Source organism: Lacinutrix sp. MEBiC02595 (genome assembly GCF_053601555.1).
The window spans coordinates 253,399-273,090 of sequence record NZ_JBSHNU010000217.1 but is presented as its reverse complement, the minus strand read 5'-3'; the positions used below and the strand labels follow the sequence as shown (position 1 = coordinate 273,090).

Sequence of the window (19,692 nt, the reverse complement as noted above, 5' to 3'; positions counted from 1 at the left end):
TAAAAAAAACGCAACCTGTTAGGTTGCGTTTTTTTTATTATTTAATAGTATACTTTTTTATAAAGTAGGCTCTATAAGATTTCCGTACCTGTCAAATTCTATTACATTTCCATAAATATCTAATTCTATAATTGGTTTCCCTAATTTTGCGATTTCTAGTAATTGTGTTTTTCTATCTCCTACAATAACGTAAATCATTTCTTCTTCGTTTAAATAGTTTTTAATAGTGGCTTTATAATCCTCTAAAGTCATGTTTACTAATTCCTCTTGTTCATCCACAATATAGGTGTCTGGTTTGCTGTATTTACTAATATTTCTTAAAACAGATAATTGTGCTCGCAAACTTTCAAAAGCTCTTGTATTCCCTTTTAGAATTTTGTTTTTTGTTAATTCGACTTCATTATCGGTAAAACTTGCTTGGTAATTGGTTAGCATCTCTTTAATTATTTCTAAAGATTTCAAGGTTGCATTGGCTCTAACACTAGATCTTACTGTGAAAGGTGCCACTTCATTACTTTTTGAAAAACCAGAATATGCGCCGTAGGTATATCCTTTTTCTATTCGTAAAGTTTGAAATAATCTACCACTAGAACCACCTCCTAAAATCTCATTCGCAAATTCTAGTTTATTCGCATTTTTATCGTTTGCAGAAACGGCCAACTTTCCTATTTGTATAACAGATTGTTTTGCATCCGGAACATCAACAAAATAAATGTTTCCTTGGTTATTATTAATTGGTAAATTGTAATGTGGAACTGCTATTTTGTAACCATTCCATGTATTTAAAACGCGAACCACATTTTCGGTTTGTTCTTTAGTAATTGCTCCCGCAATATGAAACTTAGCCTCTTTTGGAGAAAGGTTATTGTAATAGGATTTTAAATCTTTTAAGGTAATCGCTTTTGTGCTTTCCAGCGTTCCAGAACCGGAAGTACCAAAACGGTGATTATGGCCATAAATTAATTCATTAAAAACATTGGATGCTATACTATTAGGGTTGGCTTCTCGTCCTTTTAAATTCGTTTCTAAAGCTAATTTTAAACGTTCAAATTCTTTCTCGTCCCAACGTGGTTCTAGTATCATTTCATTCACTAAAGCCATGGTTCCTTCAAAATTCTTCGTTAAACAAGAACCTGTAATATGAAAATCTTCTTTTGCACTATATATATCTATGGAAGCGCCTAACATACCAATAGCTTCTTCTAATTGCGCTGGTGATTTGGTTGCAGTACCTTCCATCATCAAGTCACTTAATAGACTAGCCACTCCTTCTTTACCAATCGGGTCTAGTAATTCTCCACCTGGAATAGTAATATCAAACGCTACTAAAGGTACTTCGTTGTTTTCTATACCATATAAACTTAATCCATTTTCAAGGCTTCCTCTCCAAATGGTTGGCGCTTTAAATAAAGGAAGTTCACTAAAGTCGGGTTCACTTCTATCGTGTTTGGTTTCTGTTTTGTCATAAACAGCTTCTTCACCTTGACCAACTTCTTCATTTGCCACATTGTAACGCACTCTTTCTAACCAAACCGTTGCTGGTTTTGCGTCTGTAACCGCCAAATCTAATTGCCCTTTAGGCACAACACTTGTCATTACATACTTTTTATCTTTTATGTACTTATTGTATACACGCATCACATCTTCTGCAGTCACCGCTTCGGTTAGCTTCGCGCTTTCTACAATAAAACCTGGATCACCTTTAAACTCGTTGTCTTGAACTAACTGAAAAGCTTTGTTTAAAACGGTACTTATACCTTGATATAAATCGGTTTCTAATTCTGCTTTAATTCGTTTTAAATCCCTTGCATTAACGCCATCGGTTTCAAATTTGGTTAGACCTTCTTCCATTGCATTTTTTACTTGATCTAAGTCTATATCTGCATTTGCCCGAATTCTAAAAATAAATTCTCCTGCTATTTCATTACTAGATTGATACGTCCCAACATTAGGCGCCAGTTTTTGTTCTTCGACTATAACAGTATACAAAGGAGCACTTTTACTTCCACTTAAAAGTTGCCCAAGAATTTGCAAAGCATATACATCTTCGTGGTATTCTTCCACGGTAGGAATAACCATTCTTAATTCTGGAAGTTTCGCAAAATTATCTTCAAAATATAAAGACTTTGTTTCCTCTAATACTACAGGATCTGCTTGCAATTGTTCTACTTCTGGGCCACTAGGTATTTCGCCAAACCATTTTTCTACAAGCGCTTTAGTTTCTTCTATATTGATATCTCCTGCAATTACTAAAGATGCGTTGCTTGCGCCATAATATTCATTATAAAATTCTTTAACATCCGCTATAGTTGCCGCTTGTAAATCGGGTAAAGCACCAATAACGGTCCAGCTATACGGATGTCCTTCCGGATATAAATTTTTTCTAATAATTTCATCGGTGTAGCCATATGCCGCATTATCTACACGTTGTCGTTTTTCATTTTTAACCACTTGTTTTTCGCGTTCTAAAGCTTCTTTGGTTACCGTATTTATCATGTAACCAAAACGATCGGAATCAATCCACAGAATTTTTTCGAAAGCATCTTTAGGAACGACTTCGTAATACACGGTTCCATCACTCCAAGTTCCGCCGTTTCTACTTCCTCCCCATTCTGGAATCATCTTTCGGTTTGCACCAACAGGAACATTTTCAGAATCATTAAAACTCATGTGTTCAAAAAAGTGAGCAAATCCTGTTTTTCCTGGTTTTTCTCGATTAGAACCAACATGCATCATGGTTGCCACAGCAACAATGGGATCACTATGATCTTCATGCAGTATCACTTCTAGTCCATTATCTAAAACAAATTTTTCATAATCTATTTTAAATACGGTTTCTTCTTGAGAGATTGGTTCTGGTTCTTTTTTACAAGAAATACAAGTAAGCGCAAGCAGCACTATCGTTAGTGAAGTTAGTTTCATTTTTAGTTGGTTTGATTAATAGCTTTTTAATTTAATAACTTGATTTTTAAAGATACGTTAAAAAACTATTAATATCTTTGCCTCTTAAATTTAAAATGTATGTTTTCGTTAAAAAATATTTTTCGCTTAGTAGCTTTATTAGAAGGTGTTTCTTACTTATTACTAATGGGCGCTGCTATTTATAAACGTATGCCTGATGGTAATGATTACCTTGTAAAACTATTAGGAATGCCTCATGGATTACTATTTGTGGCTTATGTTGTATTAGCAATTGTATTTGGTATGCAACTAAAATGGAATATGAAAACAATGTTTATTGTACTCATTGCATCCATTTTACCTTTTGCTACTTTTTATGTAGAAGAGAAGTATTTGAAAAATATTTAGTAATATAGCATATCAAATATACTTTAAAATGCTAAAAAAACGCCCTCATTTTCTAGTGCTTTCTTTTATTTTATTGGCTTTAACAAGTTGTATAAAGGAAAAGTCTATACTAGTAAATGAAAACAATAAGACTCCTCAAGCCTTATTGGCAAATGAATTTGTTGTTAGAGGAACCACTTTTAACAACCATTTAAAAACGGCTTATATTTATAAAGTAGAAAGCGATACACTTACTTTAATGGATACTATTTCTATTAAAGAAAAGGCTTTTACATTTAAAGGGGTATCTAATCAACCAGCGTTTTATGCCATTAAAGTAGATGAAAGTGATGTTATGTATAAATTTTTAGTGGATGCATCTGAAATAAATATGTTTCTAAATACAAATTTATTTCTTTCTTCTACTTCTTCTAACTCCGATACCCAAAAGGTCTATTTTGATTATAAATCTAAAATGGATGGTTTTGATTATAAGGAACGAGCATTATTTTTAAAATATAAATCTCCGCAAACCGCAAACAAAAGAACTTCGATTTTAAATACAGATTTAGAAAACTTACAAATTGAAAAAATAACTTTTGTTAAGCAGTTTATTGAAACGAATAACAATTCGCACTTCACTCCTTTTGTATTACAAGAAAATTATCATAGTTTTTCTACGGAAAGCTTAAGGAAACTGCATGATACCTTAACAGATGAGATTAAAAAGGTACCATCTATTAAACAAATCTATAGGGATATTGTTAGCTTAGAAGAAAAAGAAACCCAACAAGGTATAAAAACAGAAAGTTACAGACCGATGGCTTATACTTTAAGTGGGCCAAATGCAAACGGACAAACCATGTCTTTAGCTTCTTTAAAAGGAAAAGTAGTTCTCGTAGATTTTTGGGCGAGTTGGTGTGCTCCTTGCCGAGCTACGAATCCAAACTTGGTACAATTACATAATAAATATAAAGACAAAGGTCTTGTTATTTTAAGTATTAGTGAAGATAAAGGTTCCCCGGAATGGTTGCGTGCAATTCAAACAGACAAACTAACTTGGAATACACATATTCTAGACAAAAATAAAACCATTGCTTTTAGATATGGTGTAGAATCTATACCATATAAAATACTTGTAGATAAACAAGGTAGAATTGCAAGTGGAAAAATTTCCGGTACTACATTAGAAAACCGAATTAAAGAGTTACTTAACGAATAAGCTTATTGAATTACTAGCTTTTTAGTCCGTTTAGATTCTTCCGTAATAATAGTTGCTATATATAAACCAGAACTTAGGCTAGACACATCTAAAGTGTTATTTCCTTGTTCTATTTGTTTTTCTAAAAGAAACTGACCACTTACGGTGTATAACGCTAGTTTTGCAACAGGAACATTTAAATTAATGTTTACTTGGGTAGTTGCTGGATTAGGATACATTCTAAAATCTATGTCTAAAATTTCTGGTGAAGATAACGTTTGACATTCACCTTCATCTGCAACAAAATTACAAGAAGCATCTACTTCCCAATCATTTAAATAACTAGCAGAAGTATTATCTACAAAAACACAAGTTAAACTTTGATTTGACGTTACAATAAACTGGTTTATACGATGGTTATTTCCATTTCTAACATCTATATCATTTAACATGTTATTTTCAGCAATGACATATCTTAAATCTGGATTATTAGAAATATCTAAACTTTGAATTTGATTGTTTTGAGCATATAGTAAAAATAAATCCGCAGCATTACTTAAATCTAAACTAGTCAGATTGTTATTATTACAAAGTAAACGTTTTAAGTCCGCATTATTACTTAAGTTTAAATTGCTTAAACTATTATTTGTACAACTAAAATAACTTAATGATGCGTTACTAGAAACGTCTATAGTATTTAAATTATTATTATCGCATGTTAGTGTTTTTAGAGCAGTATTTGCAGAAACATCTACTGTACTTAAGTTATTTTCTGAAATAAATAAATGCTCTAAATTTAAGTTACTTGCAAAGTTTACACTAGACAGATTATTATTATAACATCTCAAGTCTTTTAAATATGCATTTGCAGATACGTCTAAAACACTAATATTATTAAGGTTGCAATACAAGTATTCTAATTGAAAATTATTGCTAACATCTAAACTGTTCAAATTATTATTACTAAGAAAAACACTCTTTAAAGATGCATTTGCAGCTATATTTAATGCAGATAAATTATTGTTATCCGCATCTAATAACTCTAAATATGGATTAGAACTTAAATCTAATGTTGTTAAATGATTGTTATACGCAAATAAATATTTTAAACTTTTAAAAGCTTCTATTCCAGAAAGATCTGTAACACCAATATTACCAATAAACAAAGTTGTTATGAATACGGCGTCACTATCTAATATATTACCATTTAAACCGTTGGTATCTATATTTAATGATATGAGAGCTTGCTCAAAAGTAGAGTCAGGAATTGCGGTAGTTTGGGAATGTAGGTTTGTACTATTTAATAAAACAAGCGCAAAAAATAAATGGAGCTTAAAATTAAAAAAATAGTTAAACACTACATTTCGAAAAGTGATTAATAGCATATCTTTCTTTCTTAACGTATTGATAGTGTTGTACTAACAATTAATATACTGCAATATGCTAACTAAAACTGTAACTTCCTCTTATTATCGTTATTCTGTTTTATTACTCGTTTAATTACTAACTGTTTAACCTATCGTCTACAAATTCTACTTGAGTTTTGTGATGAGGCAATGCATTTCCATCTTTATCTAAGTTTACCATTACTATTTTTTCTATGGTAATAATGGTTTCTCTAGTCATCATGTTTCGCACTTCACATCGTACTGTTAAAGATGAAGTTCCAAACTTTACGGCATCTATTCCAATTTCTACAATATCACCTTGTCTAGCAGAACTTTTAAAATCTATTTCTGTAATAAATTTGGTAACGACTTGTTGATTTTCTAATTGCACAACTGCGTATAGCGCAGCTTCTTCGTCTATCCATTCTAAAAGTCTACCACCAAACAAAGTTCCGTTTGGGTTTAAATCTTCTGGTTTTATCCATTTTCTTGTATGAAATCTCATATGTTATAATAGTTTTTGTTGCAAATCTTGATTCGGTATTTTAAGATTGCAATTACATTCTTTGTTTAATTTTTCAATAAAATAAGCTGCAAGTAAAGGAGATTCTTTTTCCATATTTTGATGTATAAAAAAATCTATTTCTTTTACGCCTTGGTTCTTCCAAATTTTCAACCTTTCCACCCAATCGTCTAAACGCGCATAATCACTTTCATGATTGGCACCAACGTAACGTACAAATGCGGTACTATTAGTTAGTCGCATGTGCATTAAATCTCTTCTCCCAGCAGTATCTACAATAACATTAGAGATGTTATTTTCTTCTAAAAGCGTATACAAATCTTCAGCAATGGCAGCATCATTATACCAATTAGTATTTCTAAACTCTATGGCTAACGGAATTTCTTTTGGCCAAGATTCTACAAACTCCACGACCCTATTAAAATCTTTTGGTGCAAAATTACTATGCATTTGCAAAAAGATAGTTCCTAGTTTTTCTTTTAGATTAACTGCGTTATTCAAATAGTTATTGACAACCTCTCCTACTTCATTTAAACGTTTCCAATGACTAATTTCTTGGTTTAGCTTCGGAAAGAATTTAAATCCCTTTGGTGTTTTTTCATACCAAGTTGCAAATTGTTCCGAAGAAAAAATCCTATAAAAAGTAGCATTCAATTCAATAGCATTAAACTGACTAGAATAATAACCCAATTCATCTTTTGTACCTCTTGGATAAAAGCCTTTTAAATCTGCTCTATTCCATTTGGCACAACCAACAAATATTTCTGGATTCTGTTTTACTTGTACCTTATTTAAAACGTTAAACGTGTCTTTATGATCTAGAGGTAATGTAAAATCGATTAATTCTGGATGTTCTACGCTTCCAAACTTCATGCTTTATTTGTATTGAGAATCTTTAGGTAAAGATACCAAAATATAGCTTGTTAATAAACTCGTTAACAAGTTAAAAATACTATATAACTATCTATATAATTTATCATTAATTTTAATAAAAACTTATAGATATGAATACTAGAGACTTAAATTTAAAGCAAGCAAGACCTGAAATTCCTTCTATTATTATTAGTGATGACATGTCCAGTGATGAACGTTTTCAAAATCTGGTACTTAGACCAATAGCGAAGTTACAAGTACCTTTATTTATTGAAGTTTTTAAGAATTATGCTAAAAAGCATAAGAATGTTTTTTACGAGTTATCTATTGAAAAACGTATCCTTTATATTGAAAATGCGTTGCAAAAAGATATGAAGCTTAGAAATGCTTTAAAAGGCATGGTGATTGGCTTATTTACTACGGAAGAATATCTTATTTACATTAAAAACTCTTCCGCTTTAAACAAACGTATGATGTCTATAGTTAAAGACCAATTAATTGGAAATATCCAGCTTTTAGATAAAGCCGAATTAGGGATTGCGGTTTAAGTTTAAACCAAAGAAACGCCATTTAAATCTGTGGTAAGCACAGCACTCATATAATCAAAATAGGGTCTGATCGCTTTAAACGCTATTTCTACTTCCTTTAAAAAATCTGGTGAAAGCACTTCTTTATCTGTAAATTTTTTGGTGAAAATAAATTGCTTTTTCTTGATTAAATCCATGGATTTGTGCTCTTTATCAAATCCTCTTGGCGCTGTTTTTAATTCGTCACCAACGAATTCTCCCCAAATTGTTTTAAACTTTTTATTGTCTATAATTTCTCGGATTTCGCTATCGTCTTGTTCAAACTCTTTTCTAATTCGTAATAAATCTTCCTTGTTTGGATCCCAAAAACCTGTTGCTATAAAACTTTCGTTATTCGGCTGAATATGCAAATAGTAACCACCTCTTAAATTTGGTTTTATTCGACTAAAAGAACCTCCAAAATGCGTTTTGTATGGCAGTTTATTTTTAGAAAAACGAACGTCACGATATATGCGAAACATTTTCATTTTATCTATCTCATCATGCGTATTAAGCAGGTTAAATAACTGCGTATAAACTTGCTTTACCTCTGCTTCTATTTCTTTAAATTCTGGTTTATGTTCATTAAACCAATCTCTATTGTTATTTTTTTCTAAACGCTTAAAAAAGTCGAAGGTTTCTCTAGGTATGGTTTCGTTCATAATACAATTATTAATTATTTTTAAAAATACGAAAAGCCTCATAAAAATCGAGGCTTTTCTGCTATTATTACATAGCTAGTTGCATTATAAATTTCTATCTACAAATAGAAATTATTTAGAAATTTTAAATTCTTTGGTTATTAAACCATCACTTTCGCCATCATAATATTCAATTACAAAAGTTTTGTCTTTATCAAAATAACCAACTCCGGTGTATTCCTCTGTGGTAACGATATAACTCCTGTTTCTAGCAGAATATCTGGCATTACCAAAAGGCATATTCTCATCCCCTTTTTTAACAGAAACGATAAACCCTTTTTCATCTGGCACAAAGGCATAATCCACATCCTTAAATTTGTAATACGTAACTTTTGTTTTGGTATCATATTGCGGATCTATATCATTATCTACCTGTACCGTTTTTGTTACTTTTACAGGGGTATCGATTCGGTATCCGTTAAGCTTATATCTATCTTGAGGATCGATTTTCACTTCTTGTTTTTGTACCGTATTTACTTTCACTTTCTTTTCAATAATCTTTCCGTCTTCTTTTACTTTGACTATTTTCACTTCCGTTTCATCGGTAACGTCCACAGGATTATTATTTTGTGCGTAAATACCTGTACACATTAATACACTGAATATATATATTAAATTTTTCATTATTATTTTAGTTTTAAATTTTAGAATTAAACTTTTACTTAGTTGTTAGTTATTATCTATTATTCTAATTCATCCTCGATGTCTTCTTTTACATCTTCCATTTCGTCTTTAACATCATCTGCTGCGTCTTCCATAGCATCTTTGGTATCTTCTGCTGCTGCTTCTATTTTTTCTCCTGGCGTTTTCTTTTCTTCTCTACAACTTGTAAATACAGTTGCAATAGAAAACATAAGTACTACTGTGCATATTAATTTTCTCATGATTATCTTTTTAATGGTTAATTGTTGTTTTGTTTTTAGACTTTTCTAATAACATCTCTAATTAGGGATAGAATAAATAATACTATAAATACAAAGAATAGTATTTTGGCTATTCCAGCCGAAGCTCCTGCAATGCCGCTAAATCCAAAGATTCCAGCAATAAATGCGATTATTATGAATGTGATTGTCCAACGTAACATATCTTTTGATTTTTAAATTTTAATGTAAAAGACTATACTTTTGTGTTCTTAGTATATTCTTACTCTAGTGATTAGAGAATTCTTCTTGATGTGCATTTGAATTTTCAAAGGAAAGTTTATTATCAAATTGAAGCGTTCTAATAGGAAAAGGAATATTGATATTTTCTTTATCGTACGCCTTTTTAATTTCAATAATAGCGGTACTTTTTGCGCTTAGTTTTTCTAATGCACTATCGGCATCAATCCAAAACCTGCATAAATAGTTTATAGAACTTCCTCCAAATTCTGTGTAGTAAAACTCTACTTCATTTGGGTCTTTTACTTGACTAAAAACATTTGCTATGGTTTCCTTTGTAAGTTGTTCTACATGATCTAAATCAGATCCGTAACCAACACCACATTCTAGCATTACACGCATTTTTGTGGTGAGTGAATAATTTTTTATCGGATTTTCTAAAATGGTTTTATTTGGTATAATAACCATATTATTATCTGCTTCTTTTATGGTGAAATCTTTTAGGTTTATATCCATCACTTCCCCAGAAAAACCATTGGTTTCTACCCAATTTCCTATTTCAATTTTCTGTTTAAAGGATAATACTAATCCAGCAAAAGTGTTAGACAATGTACCTTGTAGCGCCAAACCAATTGCTAAACCTACAACACCTGCTCCTGCTAATAAAGAGGATAATGTTTTACCTAGATCTAAGATTCCTAAGGCCAAAAACAAACCAGCTACAACGACTGCTATTGCAGATATTTTTCCAATTATATTACTAATAGAATCTTGTTCTATTTTTTTGGATGCTAGTCTGGTAACTATTCTTTTTACATATTTTGCTGTAAAATAAGCGGTTACTAATACTAAAACGGCAATTAGTAAGTTTGGTAACATTTGAATAATGGCCGTAAACCAACTTTGTAATTTTTCAATAAGGCCATCTAATGCGGTTTGAAATTGTAATTTCATGTATGATACGTTTTAAAGGTGAAGTAAAAATTTTTTGTTTCTAGGAAATACTAAAAACTTAATTTACCGCTACGCTTTGTAACTTATCGGAAGTTTTTTTAGTCCAAGCATCTAGCATCCAACTTGCTTTTTCTAAATCTCTTATGTAGGCACCAATAAGATCTATGGTACCTTCGTCTGAAGCTTCTTCTGCTTTGTGAATAACTCGAGACATTTGTGCTAATATTATTTTATGATCTTTTATAATTTCGGAAACCATGTAGGTATCCGATTTCAAAGATTGTGCTTCTTCTACAGCAGATATTTTTAAGTAATTGCTGTATTTACTCATTGGATGAAATCTTAACGTTAGAATACGTTCTGCTATTTCATCAATTTTTAGTTGGGCGTCTTTGTATAACTCTTCAAATTTATGGTGAAGATCAAAGAAATTTTCTCCTAAAATATTCCAGTGAAAATTTCTTAGCTTTTGGTAATAAATGTGGTAATCTGCAAGTAGTGTATTTAGCTCTACAACTACAGGTAATAATTTCTCATCTTGCATATTCAAATAACTCATAATTATATATTGTTTTAAAGTGTTTGTTTTGTTCGAACACTATATAAACTATGAGAAATATCACTTTTGTCAAGTCCTTTAACGGTCTTTAACAGTCTTAAATTTTATTTAACATAAATTATGTTAAAGCCACTTCTTTCTTCTAAAATAAATTAACATAATAATGAGTATAATAATCATTACCGACCAAACTATATAATAACCATAAGGATTATTAAGCTCTGGCATATTGGTGAAATTCATACCATAAACACCTGCAATAAAAGTTAACGGAATGAAGATAGTAGCAATGATAGTTAGTACTTTCATTACCTCATTCATTTTGTTGCTTATGTTGGTCATATACAAATCCATAAGTCCCCAAATCATTTCCCGATACAAGTCTATACTTTCGTTTACTTGTATCATATGATCGTATAAATTACGGAGGTAATTCTTGGTTTTATCTTCAATAAATTCGATTTCAGACTTTTCCAATTTGTTAACTACTTCACGAAACGGAAAAACAGTTCTTCGTATTTTTAATATCTCGCGTTTCTGGTTTTGAATACTTGTAGTTGTGGTATTCGTATTAGATTCTTGAATAAAAAGCGTTTCTTCTAAGTCTTCAATTTTATCTCCTTCCGCTTCAACAACGGTAAAGTAATTATCCACTACTGCATCTAAAATGGTATACATTAAATAATCTGCTTTCGCATTTCTAACTCTACCTTTCGCATTTCTTATTCTATCTCGTAAATCATCAAAAACATCACCATCTGCTTCTTGAAAAGTAAGCACATAATTTTCACCAACTACCATGCTCATGTGTTCGTAGACAATTTCATCTTCATTTTTAAAATGCAACATTTTAAATACTATAAAGAGATAATCGTCATAGTCTTCCAGCTTTGCTCTTTGGTTAGTGGTTACAATATCTTCAAGTACTAAAGGATGTAGATTATAATGCTGACCTAATTTTTCAATTTCTGCAGTATTATTTAAACCGTTAATATTAATCCAAGTAACGTGCTCTTGCCCTTTAAAATGAAAAGCATCTTCTACATTATTAGAGATTTTAAAATTACAAACTTCTTTATTATAATTTACAATATCAATTTTTGTTTCTAGAGATTGTTTGCTACCAACATAAGCTACTGTTCCAGGAACAGAATTTATGGTTTTATACGTTTTTTTACGCTTGATAGTTTTACGATTTTTTTGAGCCATGTAGTTTATAATTACTATAAAAATACTAAAGTTTATTCAAATTCAATGTTATTTAATACTAAACCAGAAGCAGGCGCAATATAATCCATGACTTCTGTACTTTCCATATGTAAAGTAGCTTTAATATAATCTAAAGTAATTTCGGCTCTTCCTAATTTTATAAGGGCTCCCATCATTAATCGAATTTGATTTCTACCAAAACCTTTTCCTTTTACACGAAGCATATATGTTTTCTCTGGGAAGAAATTTGCACTAAAAACCGTATTTTCTACCAGCTCACAAGTACTAACTTCTCTGGTATATAAACCTTCGTTTGTAGCCTTATAACAATAGGTTTTAAAGTTATGTGTGCCTTCAAATAGGGTTGCACCTTCTTGCATAGCTTCTATATCTAGATTCTCTAAAATAGTAGTTAAAATTGGTGCACAAAAAGGATGGCATTTTTCGCCATGTGTAAAAAGGTATAAATATTCTTTTATTTTAGAATGCTGAATAATATTGAATTTCGCATCCACCTCTTCTATAGATAATGCACGAATATCTTGCGGTAAATTATGGTTAAAGAGTGCTAAAAAAGCTTCTTGATCTGGAATAGGTGCATATAGAAAAAGCTCGAAAGCAGAAGCATTTGCAGAAACCATTGCGTCTGTTCTTCCAGAAGCCAAAGTTTTAAAGCGCTCCCCTTTTAAAATAAATTTAAAGGTTCTGTCAATCATTAAATGCACCGTTTTCAAATTAGGTTGTTTTTGCCAACCATGAAAACGATAGCCTAAATATTGTATTTTGACTAGGTAATAGTAACGTTTATTAAACATGTTTTAAGAATGTCTTAGAAGCTAGCAAGTACGTTATTTTAATGCTTCTAGCAAAATAACTTCTATTTTATTAGAATTATTTCTCTCTAGTTTTTAAAACCGAAACTACATCCTTCAGTTTAAACCCTTTTGCTTGTAGTAACATTAAATAATGAAACAATAAATCAGCACTTTCGCTAAGGAATAAATCATCATTATTATCCATTGCTTCAATAACCACTTCTACAGCTTCTTCTCCTACTTTCTGAGCTACTTTATTAATACCAGAAGCAAATAAAGAAGCAACATAAGATTTTTCGGAATCTCCAGCCTGCACTCTACTTTCAATGGTGTTTTCTAGTTTAGAAATAAAGCCGAAACTTTCTTGATTTTCCTCGTTCCAGCAGGTATCTGATCCTTTATGACAAGTTGCTCCTACTGGGTTTACCTGAATTAACAAGGTATCGTTATCACAATCTAGTTTATAGTCTACAAGGTTTAAAAAGTTACCACTTTCTTCTCCTTTTGTCCAAAGACGTTTTTTGGTTCTGCTATAAAAAGTAACCTTATTTGTTTCTTTTGTTTTGCTGAAAGCTTCCGCATTCATATAACCCAACATCAATACTTTATTTGTAGTTGCGTCTTGAATGATTGCAGGTACTAATCCGTCGTTATTTTTATTAAAATCTATATTCATAATTCAATTTTTGTCTGGTCGAGCGCAGTCAAAACCTTAATGTTTTACTCTAAACCTCTCGACTGCGCTCGAGGTGACCGCAAGTTTATAATCTTACTTCGATGTTATTCTTCTTTAATACTTCTTTTAAATCCTTTATTTCAATTTCACCAAAATGAAAAACACTTGCAGCCAAAGCTGCATCTGCTTTCCCTAGATGAAAAGCATCTACAAAATGTTCCATATTTCCGGCACCACCAGAAGCTATTATTGGAATATTTAATGCTGTAGAAAGTTTCGCTAATGCTTCGTTTGCAAAGCCATTTTTAGTGCCATCATTATTCATAGAAGTAAAAAGAATTTCTCCAGCACCACGTTCTTCCGCTTCTTTAGCCCAAGAAAACAAATCTAATTTAGTAGGAATACTTCCTCCTGCAACATGCACCATCCAGTTTCCATCTATCTGTTTGGCATCAATAGCAACGGTTATACATTGGTTTCCAAATTTGTTTGCTAGTTCATTTATTAATTCTGGACGTTTAATTGCCGAAGAATTTATAGAAACCTTATCTGCTCCACATTTTAATAGCGCGTCTACATCTGCAATAGAAGAAATTCCACCACCAACAGTAAACGGAATATTAACCTGTTCTGCTACTTTTAAAACCATATCTAACATGGTTTTTCTACCTTCTAAGGTTGCAGAAATATCCAATAAAACTAACTCATCTGCACCAAGCATTGCATATTTTTTAGCTAGCGAAACAGGATCTCCTGCATCTCTTAAACCCAAAAAATTTACACCTTTTACCGTACGACCATCTTTAATATCTAAACAAGGAATAATTCTTTTTGCTAACATTTTAATAAATGGTTTCTAAATCGGTTAAACGTATATTACCTTCATATAAAGCTTTACCGATAATTACCGCTTCACAGCCAATTTTTTCTAATAAATTAATGTCATCAATAGTGGTAACGCCACCTGAAGCTATAAGTTTGATCGTTTGATTATTGGCAGAACAGCTTTCTAGCATCTTTTTATACAGTGCTATGGAAGGACCTTGCAGCATACCATCTTTAGCTATATCCGTACAAATAACGTATTGAATATTTTTTTTCTGATAACCTTGTATAAAAGGAATCACTTCTAAATTGCTTTCTTCGGTCCAGCCACTAATAGCAACTTTTTCATTTCTACAATCTGCACCAAGTATTATTTTTTGGGCTCCATATTTTGAAATCCAACTATCAAAAGTATTCGTGTCTTGCACAGCAATACTTCCTCCTGTAATTTGTCGTGCGCCAGAATTAAAAGCGATATGCAAATCTTCATCTGTTTTTAAACCACCACCAAAATCAATTTTCAAATTGGTTTTAGATGCAATTTGCTCTAAAACTTTATAGTTGACAATATGATTGGCTTTTGCGCCATCTAAATCTACTAAATGTAAATATTGAATTCCTGCTGCTTCAAACTGTTTGGCAACCTCTAAAGGGTTTTCATTATATATTTTTTTAGTACTGTAATCGCCTTTAGTAAGTCGAACACATTTTCCGTCTATAATATCTATTGCTGGGATTATTCTCATTTTATTAGCTTTTGGCTTTTAGCTTTTGGCTCTTAGCAAATGGCTAACAGCTAGTAGCTAAAGGCTTATTTTATAATTCTGTAAAATTCTTTAATACTTGTTCTCCTGCATCGCTACTTTTTTCTGGATGAAATTGCACACCATAAAAATTATCTTTTTGTAATGCGGAAGCATACTCTAAATCATAGTCTGTTGTTGCTATAGCTTCATTACAATTCTCTGCATAATAACTATGCACAAGATACATGTAGCTTTTATCATTTATGTTTTTAAATAAATCAGATTTTAAATTACGTATCGTATTCCAACCCATTTGAGGTACTTTTACACGTGCATTAAATCGCTTCACATGCACATCAAAAACGCCTAATCCTTCGGTGTTTCCTTCCTCTGTCGTTTTACATAGTAATTGCATCCCTAAACAAATCCCTAAAACAGGCTGTGTTAAGTTCGGAATTAATACATCTAACGTACTTTCTTTAAGCATTTTCATTGCGGTGCTGGCTTCTCCTACTCCTGGGAAAATAATCTTATCTGCTGCTTTAATTTCTTCTGGATTATTAGATAGAACAGCTTCAAATCCCAATCGTTTAAAAGCAAACTGAATGCTTTTAATATTTCCTGCTCCGTAATCTATAATAACTATTTTCATTCTTTAACTTTTGGCTTTTGGCTTTTGGGAGTTAGCGAAGAGCTAACATCCAAAGGCTAAAAGCTATTTTACAACATTCCTTTTGTAGAAGGTAAAAACATTTTATTAGAATCGCGTTTTACAGCCATTTTCATAGCTTTAGCAAATGCCTTAAAAATACCTTCAATTTTATGGTGTTCGTTAGTTCCTTCTGCTTTAATGTTTAAATTACATTTTGCGCCATCGGTAAACGATTTAAACAAGTGGAAAAACATTTCGGTTGGCATGTCTCCTATTTTTTCACGTTTAAAATCGGCTTCCCATTCTAACCAATTTCTACCACCAAAGTCAACCGCTACTTGCGCTAAACAGTCGTCCATTGGCAAACAAAAACCATAACGTTCTATTCCCAATTTATTGCCCAAGGCTTTATTAAATAACTCGCCCAAAGCAATCATGGTATCTTCAATAGTATGGTGTTCATCTACCTCTAAATCACCATCTACTTTTATCGTTAAATCCATTGCGCCATGACGACCAATTTGATCTAACATATGATCGAAAAAGGATAAACCTGTATCAATATCATTTTTACCAGAACCGTCTAAATTTAGTTTGATGTAAATTTTGGTTTCGTTCGTGTTTCTAGTAATCTCTTGAACACGATCTTCTAGTTTTAAAAATTCATATATTTCTTTCCAGTCGGTACTTGTTAAGGCAATAGCATCTAAAATGGCTTGTTTGGAACTTTCTATTTCATCTACTCCTAATTCTGGATTTTCGGATAAATAGATACCTTTTGATCCCAGATTTTTAGCCAATTCCATATCTGTGATTCGGTCTCCTAAAACAAAAGAATTTTCTAAATCATAGTTTTCTTTATCTAAATACTTGGTTAGCAAACCTGTTCTTGGCTTTCGAGTTTCTGCATTTTCATGTGGAAATGTTCTATCGATACATATTTCAGAAAAAACTACACCTTCCTTTTCAAAAGCAGTTATTACTTTATTTTGAGCAGGCCAAAAGGTGTCTTCGGGAAAAGAATCTGTACCTAATCCATCCTGATTCGTTACCATAACCAATTCATAATCCAATTCGGAAGCTATTTTAGCCATATATTGAAATACTTTTGGGTAGAATTCTAACTTTTCTAAACTATCTAATTGATAATCTACTGGCGGCTCTAGTACCAAGGTTCCGTCTCTATCTATAAATAATACTTTTTTCATCTTTAGTTTCCGCGAAAGCGGTAATCTTTTAATTAATATCCTTTAATGCGCTAATTAACTTCTCATTCTCTTCCTTAGTACCAACAGTAATACGAATACCATTTTCGACTTGTGCATTTCTATTACGAATAATTACTTTTTTTTCAATTAAATATTGATACGTTTTATTAGCATTATCCACTTCAACCAACAAAAAATTGGCATCTGTAGGGTATACTTTTTTCACAATAGAAAGCGTACTTAAAGCGTCTTTCAACTTTGTTCTTTCTAAAAGAATGGTATCGATATTCTGAGTAACTTCTTCTACATTATTTAAGCTTTTTAAAACTGCATCTTGATTTAAAGTACTCACATTATAAGGTGGCTTTACACGATTATAAAGTTTAATAATAGCTTCATTTGCATAGGCGACCCCTACTCTAACACCTGCTAAACCCCAAGCTTTACTAAAGGTCTGACTAACAATTAAATTATTGTACTTGTCTATATTTTTAATGAAGGATGCTTGCGAACTAAAATCGATATAAGCTTCATCTACAATCACAATACCGTTGAAATTTTCTAAAATATATTCTATATCCTCCGGATTAATACTATTTCCAGTTGGGTTATTTGGAGAACAAATAAAAATAATTTTCAGCGCTTCAAAATCTAAATACGGTTGTAATTGATTGAGACTAATTTGGAAATCGTTAATTAACGGTTGTTCTATAACCTCGATATTATTAATAGTGGCAGACACCTCGTACATTCCGTACGTTGGCGAAAAGGTTAATACCTTATCTTTTCCTGGTTCACAGAAAATACGAAATGCTAAATCGATAACTTCGTCACTACCATTACCAACAAAAATTTGGTTTGTTTCTACTTTTTTAATAGCAGATAACTTTTGCTTAATCTCTTTTTGCTGTGGATCTGGATACCTGTTTAAGTCTCCAAACGGATTCTCATTTGCATCTAAAAAAACATCCGCAGTACCTTTAAATTCATCCCTTGCAGAAGAATAGGCTTTTAATGCTTTTATGTTTGCTCTTACGAGATTATTTATGTTGACATTTTGTTTCATTTCTTTATTCTTAGTAGATTTTTAGCTCCGCTCTGAATGACCATATTTTTATTTTAAATCCTTTAAACGAATGGTAACTGCATTTTTATGGGCTTGTAAACCTTCTGCTTCTGCCATTAACTCGATGGTGTTTCCAATATTTAGTAATCCTTTTTTAGTTATTTTCTGAAAGGTAATACTCTTTAAAAAACTATCTAAATTAACACCTGAATACGCTTTACTAAATCCGTTGGTTGGTAACGTGTGGTTTGTTCCTGACGCATAATCTCCTGCACTTTCTGGCGTATAATTACCAATAAAAACAGAACCTGCATTGGTAATATTATCGATAAAAAATTCGTTGTTTTTAGTCGCTATAATAAGGTGTTCTGCTGCATATTCATTAACAAAATCTAATGCATCGGTTGCCGTTTCTAATAAGATGGCACGTGCATTTTGCAATGCTAATGTTGCTATTTCTTTTCTTGGCAGTTCTAATAACTGTTTTTGTATTTCAGTAGAAACCTTAGAAATAAAGTCTTTCGAATCGGAAACCAAAATCACTTGACTATCTGCTCCATGTTCTGCTTGGCTTAGCAAATCGGAAGCTACATAGGCCGGATTTGCAGAATTATCCGCCATGACTAACAACTCACTTGGTCCCGCAGGCATATCGATTGCTGTGCCGTATTTGGTTGCCAACTGTTTGGCTACAGTTACATACTGATTTCCTGGTCCGAAAATCTTAGATACTTTTGCCATTGTTTCCGTTCCAAAAGTTAAACCTGCAATAGCTTGAATACCGCCAACCTTAAATATTTTGGATACACCACAAATTTTTGCTGCGTATAATATTTCGTTAGCAATTTTACCTGCAGCATTGGGAGGCGTACATAAAACGATTTCTTTACAACCTGCAATTTGAGCAGGAACGGCAAGCATTAAAACGGTAGAAAACAAAGGCGCTGTTCCGCCAGGAATATACAAACCAATTTTTTGAATAGCACGTTTTTCTTGCCAACAACGTACACCAGCTGTAGTTTCGACTTCTACTTTAGGCGTTTTTTGAGCGGTATGAAATTTTTCAATATTTGCTTTCGCTTTTAAAATGGCTTCCTTTAAATTAGAAGGCACTTTATTAGAAGCTTCCTCTATTTCTAAAGTTGTAACCAACATACTATCTAAAACTACACCATCAAATTTCTCGGTATACTTAGCAATAGCTTTATCTCCATTTTGAGAGATATCACTAAATATTTTGGTAACTGTAGCCTCTATATCCTTTACAGATAGTGTTGGTCTTTTTATAATGGTTTGCCAATCTTTCTTACTAGGGTTTTCAATTGTCTTCATTTCTAATTGT

22 protein-coding genes are annotated in these 19,692 nt (G+C 31.9%); 3 read left to right on the top strand and 19 right to left on the bottom strand.

Going from position 1 to position 19,692, the window contains the following annotated elements:
• Positions 1–57 precede the first annotated feature (57 nt).
• Entirely contained in the window at positions 58–2,922 is a 2,865-nt protein-coding gene (locus tag ACVCZW_RS08975) for a M16 family metallopeptidase (protein ID WP_452232201.1), read from the bottom strand.
• 99 nt (positions 2,923–3,021) lie between these two features.
• Here ACVCZW_RS08975 and ACVCZW_RS08970 point away from each other — a divergent pair, with 99 nt between their 5' ends.
• Together ACVCZW_RS08970 and ACVCZW_RS08965 are read left to right on the top strand one after the other, a co-directional pair.
• Positions 3,022–3,309 (top strand): DUF3817 domain-containing protein, encoded by a 288-nt coding sequence (locus ACVCZW_RS08970; RefSeq protein ID WP_452230200.1) that lies wholly within the window; start codon positions 3,022–3,024, stop codon positions 3,307–3,309.
• 28 nt (positions 3,310–3,337) lie between these two features.
• Positions 3,338–4,510: a thioredoxin-like domain-containing protein gene (locus ACVCZW_RS08965; RefSeq protein WP_452232200.1), complete on the top strand. Its 1,173-nt coding sequence runs from the start codon at positions 3,338–3,340 to the stop codon at positions 4,508–4,510.
• Between the two features lie 2 nt (positions 4,511–4,512).
• On the opposite strand, the gene ACVCZW_RS08960 is transcribed toward ACVCZW_RS08965, so the two are convergent.
• The 3 genes from ACVCZW_RS08960 to ACVCZW_RS08950 all read right to left on the bottom strand — a co-directional run bounded on the left by ACVCZW_RS08960 (position 4,513) and on the right by ACVCZW_RS08950 (position 7,273).
• Positions 4,513–5,874 (bottom strand): T9SS type A sorting domain-containing protein, encoded by a 1,362-nt coding sequence (locus tag ACVCZW_RS08960; RefSeq protein WP_452232199.1) that lies wholly within the window; start codon positions 5,872–5,874, stop codon positions 4,513–4,515.
• Between the two features lie 118 nt (positions 5,875–5,992).
• Positions 5,993–6,382, bottom strand: a complete 390-nt coding sequence (locus tag ACVCZW_RS08955; protein WP_452230203.1) for an acyl-CoA thioesterase — start codon at positions 6,380–6,382, stop codon at positions 5,993–5,995.
• Between the two features lie 3 nt (positions 6,383–6,385).
• Positions 6,386–7,273, bottom strand: a complete 888-nt coding sequence (locus tag ACVCZW_RS08950) for a DUF72 domain-containing protein (RefSeq protein ID WP_452230204.1) — start codon at positions 7,271–7,273, stop codon at positions 6,386–6,388.
• Between the two features lie 131 nt (positions 7,274–7,404).
• Here ACVCZW_RS08950 and ACVCZW_RS08945 point away from each other — a divergent pair, with 131 nt between their 5' ends.
• Positions 7,405–7,821 carry a glyoxalase gene (locus tag ACVCZW_RS08945; protein ID WP_452232198.1) on the top strand — a complete coding sequence of 139 codons (417 nt, stop codon included), beginning with the start codon at positions 7,405–7,407 and terminating at the stop codon, positions 7,819–7,821.
• Positions 7,822–7,823: 2 nt separating this feature from the next.
• On the opposite strand, the gene ACVCZW_RS08940 is transcribed toward ACVCZW_RS08945, so the two are convergent.
• The 15 genes from ACVCZW_RS08940 to hisD form a co-directional block, all read right to left on the bottom strand.
• Positions 7,824–8,501 (bottom strand): DUF2461 domain-containing protein, encoded by a 678-nt coding sequence (locus ACVCZW_RS08940; protein ID WP_452230206.1) that lies wholly within the window; start codon positions 8,499–8,501, stop codon positions 7,824–7,826.
• 111 nt (positions 8,502–8,612) lie between these two features.
• Positions 8,613–9,164 (bottom strand): hypothetical protein, encoded by a 552-nt coding sequence (locus tag ACVCZW_RS08935; RefSeq protein WP_452232197.1) that lies wholly within the window; start codon positions 9,162–9,164, stop codon positions 8,613–8,615.
• 59 nt (positions 9,165–9,223) lie between these two features.
• The gene (locus ACVCZW_RS08930) at positions 9,224–9,424 is read right to left on the bottom strand and encodes a hypothetical protein (RefSeq protein WP_452232196.1); all 201 of its coding nucleotides are present in this window, start codon (positions 9,422–9,424) and stop codon (positions 9,224–9,226) included.
• A 35-nt stretch (positions 9,425–9,459) separates the two neighbouring features.
• The gene (locus tag ACVCZW_RS08925) at positions 9,460–9,624 is read right to left on the bottom strand and encodes a DUF1328 domain-containing protein (RefSeq protein WP_452232195.1); all 165 of its coding nucleotides are present in this window, start codon (positions 9,622–9,624) and stop codon (positions 9,460–9,462) included.
• Between the two features lie 64 nt (positions 9,625–9,688).
• On the bottom strand, positions 9,689–10,594 hold the full coding sequence (locus tag ACVCZW_RS08920; RefSeq protein ID WP_452232194.1) for a mechanosensitive ion channel family protein: 906 nt from the start codon (positions 10,592–10,594) through the stop codon (positions 9,689–9,691).
• Between the two features lie 58 nt (positions 10,595–10,652).
• Positions 10,653–11,153: a Dps family protein gene (locus tag ACVCZW_RS08915; protein ID WP_452230211.1), complete on the bottom strand. Its 501-nt coding sequence runs from the start codon at positions 11,151–11,153 to the stop codon at positions 10,653–10,655.
• A gap of 123 nt (positions 11,154–11,276) precedes the next feature.
• Positions 11,277–12,362: a magnesium/cobalt transporter CorA gene (corA, locus tag ACVCZW_RS08910; RefSeq protein WP_452230212.1), complete on the bottom strand. Its 1,086-nt coding sequence runs from the start codon at positions 12,360–12,362 to the stop codon at positions 11,277–11,279.
• 32 nt (positions 12,363–12,394) lie between these two features.
• A complete protein-coding gene (locus ACVCZW_RS08905) occupies positions 12,395–13,177 on the bottom strand; it encodes a tRNA pseudouridine synthase A (protein WP_452230213.1) in 783 nt (260 codons plus the stop codon).
• A 76-nt stretch (positions 13,178–13,253) separates the two neighbouring features.
• The gene (hisIE, locus tag ACVCZW_RS08900) at positions 13,254–13,853 is read right to left on the bottom strand and encodes a bifunctional phosphoribosyl-AMP cyclohydrolase/phosphoribosyl-ATP diphosphatase HisIE (RefSeq protein WP_452232193.1); all 600 of its coding nucleotides are present in this window, start codon (positions 13,851–13,853) and stop codon (positions 13,254–13,256) included.
• An 85-nt stretch (positions 13,854–13,938) separates the two neighbouring features.
• Entirely contained in the window at positions 13,939–14,694 is a 756-nt protein-coding gene (gene hisF, locus ACVCZW_RS08895) for an imidazole glycerol phosphate synthase subunit HisF (RefSeq protein ID WP_452232192.1), read from the bottom strand.
• Between the two features lies 1 nt (position 14,695).
• On the bottom strand, positions 14,696–15,424 hold the full coding sequence (hisA, locus tag ACVCZW_RS08890; RefSeq protein ID WP_452230216.1) for a 1-(5-phosphoribosyl)-5-[(5-phosphoribosylamino)methylideneamino]imidazole-4-carboxamide isomerase: 729 nt from the start codon (positions 15,422–15,424) through the stop codon (positions 14,696–14,698).
• Positions 15,425–15,494: 70 nt separating this feature from the next.
• The gene (hisH, locus tag ACVCZW_RS08885) at positions 15,495–16,076 is read right to left on the bottom strand and encodes an imidazole glycerol phosphate synthase subunit HisH (RefSeq protein ID WP_452230217.1); all 582 of its coding nucleotides are present in this window, start codon (positions 16,074–16,076) and stop codon (positions 15,495–15,497) included.
• A 68-nt stretch (positions 16,077–16,144) separates the two neighbouring features.
• Positions 16,145–17,284: a bifunctional histidinol-phosphatase/imidazoleglycerol-phosphate dehydratase HisB gene (gene hisB / locus ACVCZW_RS08880; RefSeq protein ID WP_452232191.1), complete on the bottom strand. Its 1,140-nt coding sequence runs from the start codon at positions 17,282–17,284 to the stop codon at positions 16,145–16,147.
• 28 nt (positions 17,285–17,312) lie between these two features.
• A complete protein-coding gene (hisC, locus tag ACVCZW_RS08875; RefSeq protein WP_452232190.1) occupies positions 17,313–18,350 on the bottom strand; it encodes a histidinol-phosphate transaminase in 1,038 nt (345 codons plus the stop codon).
• 48 nt (positions 18,351–18,398) lie between these two features.
• On the bottom strand, positions 18,399–19,682 hold the full coding sequence (gene hisD / locus ACVCZW_RS08870; RefSeq protein ID WP_452232189.1) for a histidinol dehydrogenase: 1,284 nt from the start codon (positions 19,680–19,682) through the stop codon (positions 18,399–18,401).
• Between the last annotated feature and the right edge of the window lie 10 nt (positions 19,683–19,692).

What these genes read in the sequence shown, in the direction of transcription:
- ACVCZW_RS08975 (WP_452232201.1), bottom strand. Translation starts at nt 2,922, where the DNA reads ATGAAACTAACTTCACTAACGATAGTGCTGCTTGCGCTTACTTGTATT.
- ACVCZW_RS08970 (WP_452230200.1), top strand. Translation starts at nt 3,022, where the DNA reads ATGTTTTCGTTAAAAAATATTTTTCGCTTAGTAGCTTTATTAGAAGGT.
- ACVCZW_RS08965 (WP_452232200.1), top strand. Translation starts at nt 3,338, where the DNA reads ATGCTAAAAAAACGCCCTCATTTTCTAGTGCTTTCTTTTATTTTATTG.
- ACVCZW_RS08960 (WP_452232199.1), bottom strand. Translation starts at nt 5,874, where the DNA reads ATGCTATTAATCACTTTTCGAAATGTAGTGTTTAACTATTTTTTTAAT.
- ACVCZW_RS08955 (WP_452230203.1), bottom strand. Translation starts at nt 6,382, where the DNA reads ATGAGATTTCATACAAGAAAATGGATAAAACCAGAAGATTTAAACCCA.
- ACVCZW_RS08950 (WP_452230204.1), bottom strand. Translation starts at nt 7,273, where the DNA reads ATGAAGTTTGGAAGCGTAGAACATCCAGAATTAATCGATTTTACATTA.
- ACVCZW_RS08945 (WP_452232198.1), top strand. Translation starts at nt 7,405, where the DNA reads ATGAATACTAGAGACTTAAATTTAAAGCAAGCAAGACCTGAAATTCCT.
- ACVCZW_RS08940 (WP_452230206.1), bottom strand. Translation starts at nt 8,501, where the DNA reads ATGAACGAAACCATACCTAGAGAAACCTTCGACTTTTTTAAGCGTTTA.
- ACVCZW_RS08935 (WP_452232197.1), bottom strand. Translation starts at nt 9,164, where the DNA reads ATGAAAAATTTAATATATATATTCAGTGTATTAATGTGTACAGGTATT.
- ACVCZW_RS08930 (WP_452232196.1), bottom strand. Translation starts at nt 9,424, where the DNA reads ATGAGAAAATTAATATGCACAGTAGTACTTATGTTTTCTATTGCAACT.
- ACVCZW_RS08925 (WP_452232195.1), bottom strand. Translation starts at nt 9,624, where the DNA reads ATGTTACGTTGGACAATCACATTCATAATAATCGCATTTATTGCTGGA.
- ACVCZW_RS08920 (WP_452232194.1), bottom strand. Translation starts at nt 10,594, where the DNA reads ATGAAATTACAATTTCAAACCGCATTAGATGGCCTTATTGAAAAATTA.
- ACVCZW_RS08915 (WP_452230211.1), bottom strand. Translation starts at nt 11,153, where the DNA reads ATGAGTTATTTGAATATGCAAGATGAGAAATTATTACCTGTAGTTGTA.
- corA (WP_452230212.1), bottom strand. Translation starts at nt 12,362, where the DNA reads ATGGCTCAAAAAAATCGTAAAACTATCAAGCGTAAAAAAACGTATAAA.
- ACVCZW_RS08905 (WP_452230213.1), bottom strand. Translation starts at nt 13,177, where the DNA reads ATGTTTAATAAACGTTACTATTACCTAGTCAAAATACAATATTTAGGC.
- hisIE (WP_452232193.1), bottom strand. Translation starts at nt 13,853, where the DNA reads ATGAATATAGATTTTAATAAAAATAACGACGGATTAGTACCTGCAATC.
- hisF (WP_452232192.1), bottom strand. Translation starts at nt 14,694, where the DNA reads ATGTTAGCAAAAAGAATTATTCCTTGTTTAGATATTAAAGATGGTCGT.
- hisA (WP_452230216.1), bottom strand. Translation starts at nt 15,424, where the DNA reads ATGAGAATAATCCCAGCAATAGATATTATAGACGGAAAATGTGTTCGA.
- hisH (WP_452230217.1), bottom strand. Translation starts at nt 16,076, where the DNA reads ATGAAAATAGTTATTATAGATTACGGAGCAGGAAATATTAAAAGCATT.
- hisB (WP_452232191.1), bottom strand. Translation starts at nt 17,284, where the DNA reads ATGAAAAAAGTATTATTTATAGATAGAGACGGAACCTTGGTACTAGAG.
- hisC (WP_452232190.1), bottom strand. Translation starts at nt 18,350, where the DNA reads ATGAAACAAAATGTCAACATAAATAATCTCGTAAGAGCAAACATAAAA.
- hisD (WP_452232189.1), bottom strand. Translation starts at nt 19,682, where the DNA reads ATGAAGACAATTGAAAACCCTAGTAAGAAAGATTGGCAAACCATTATA.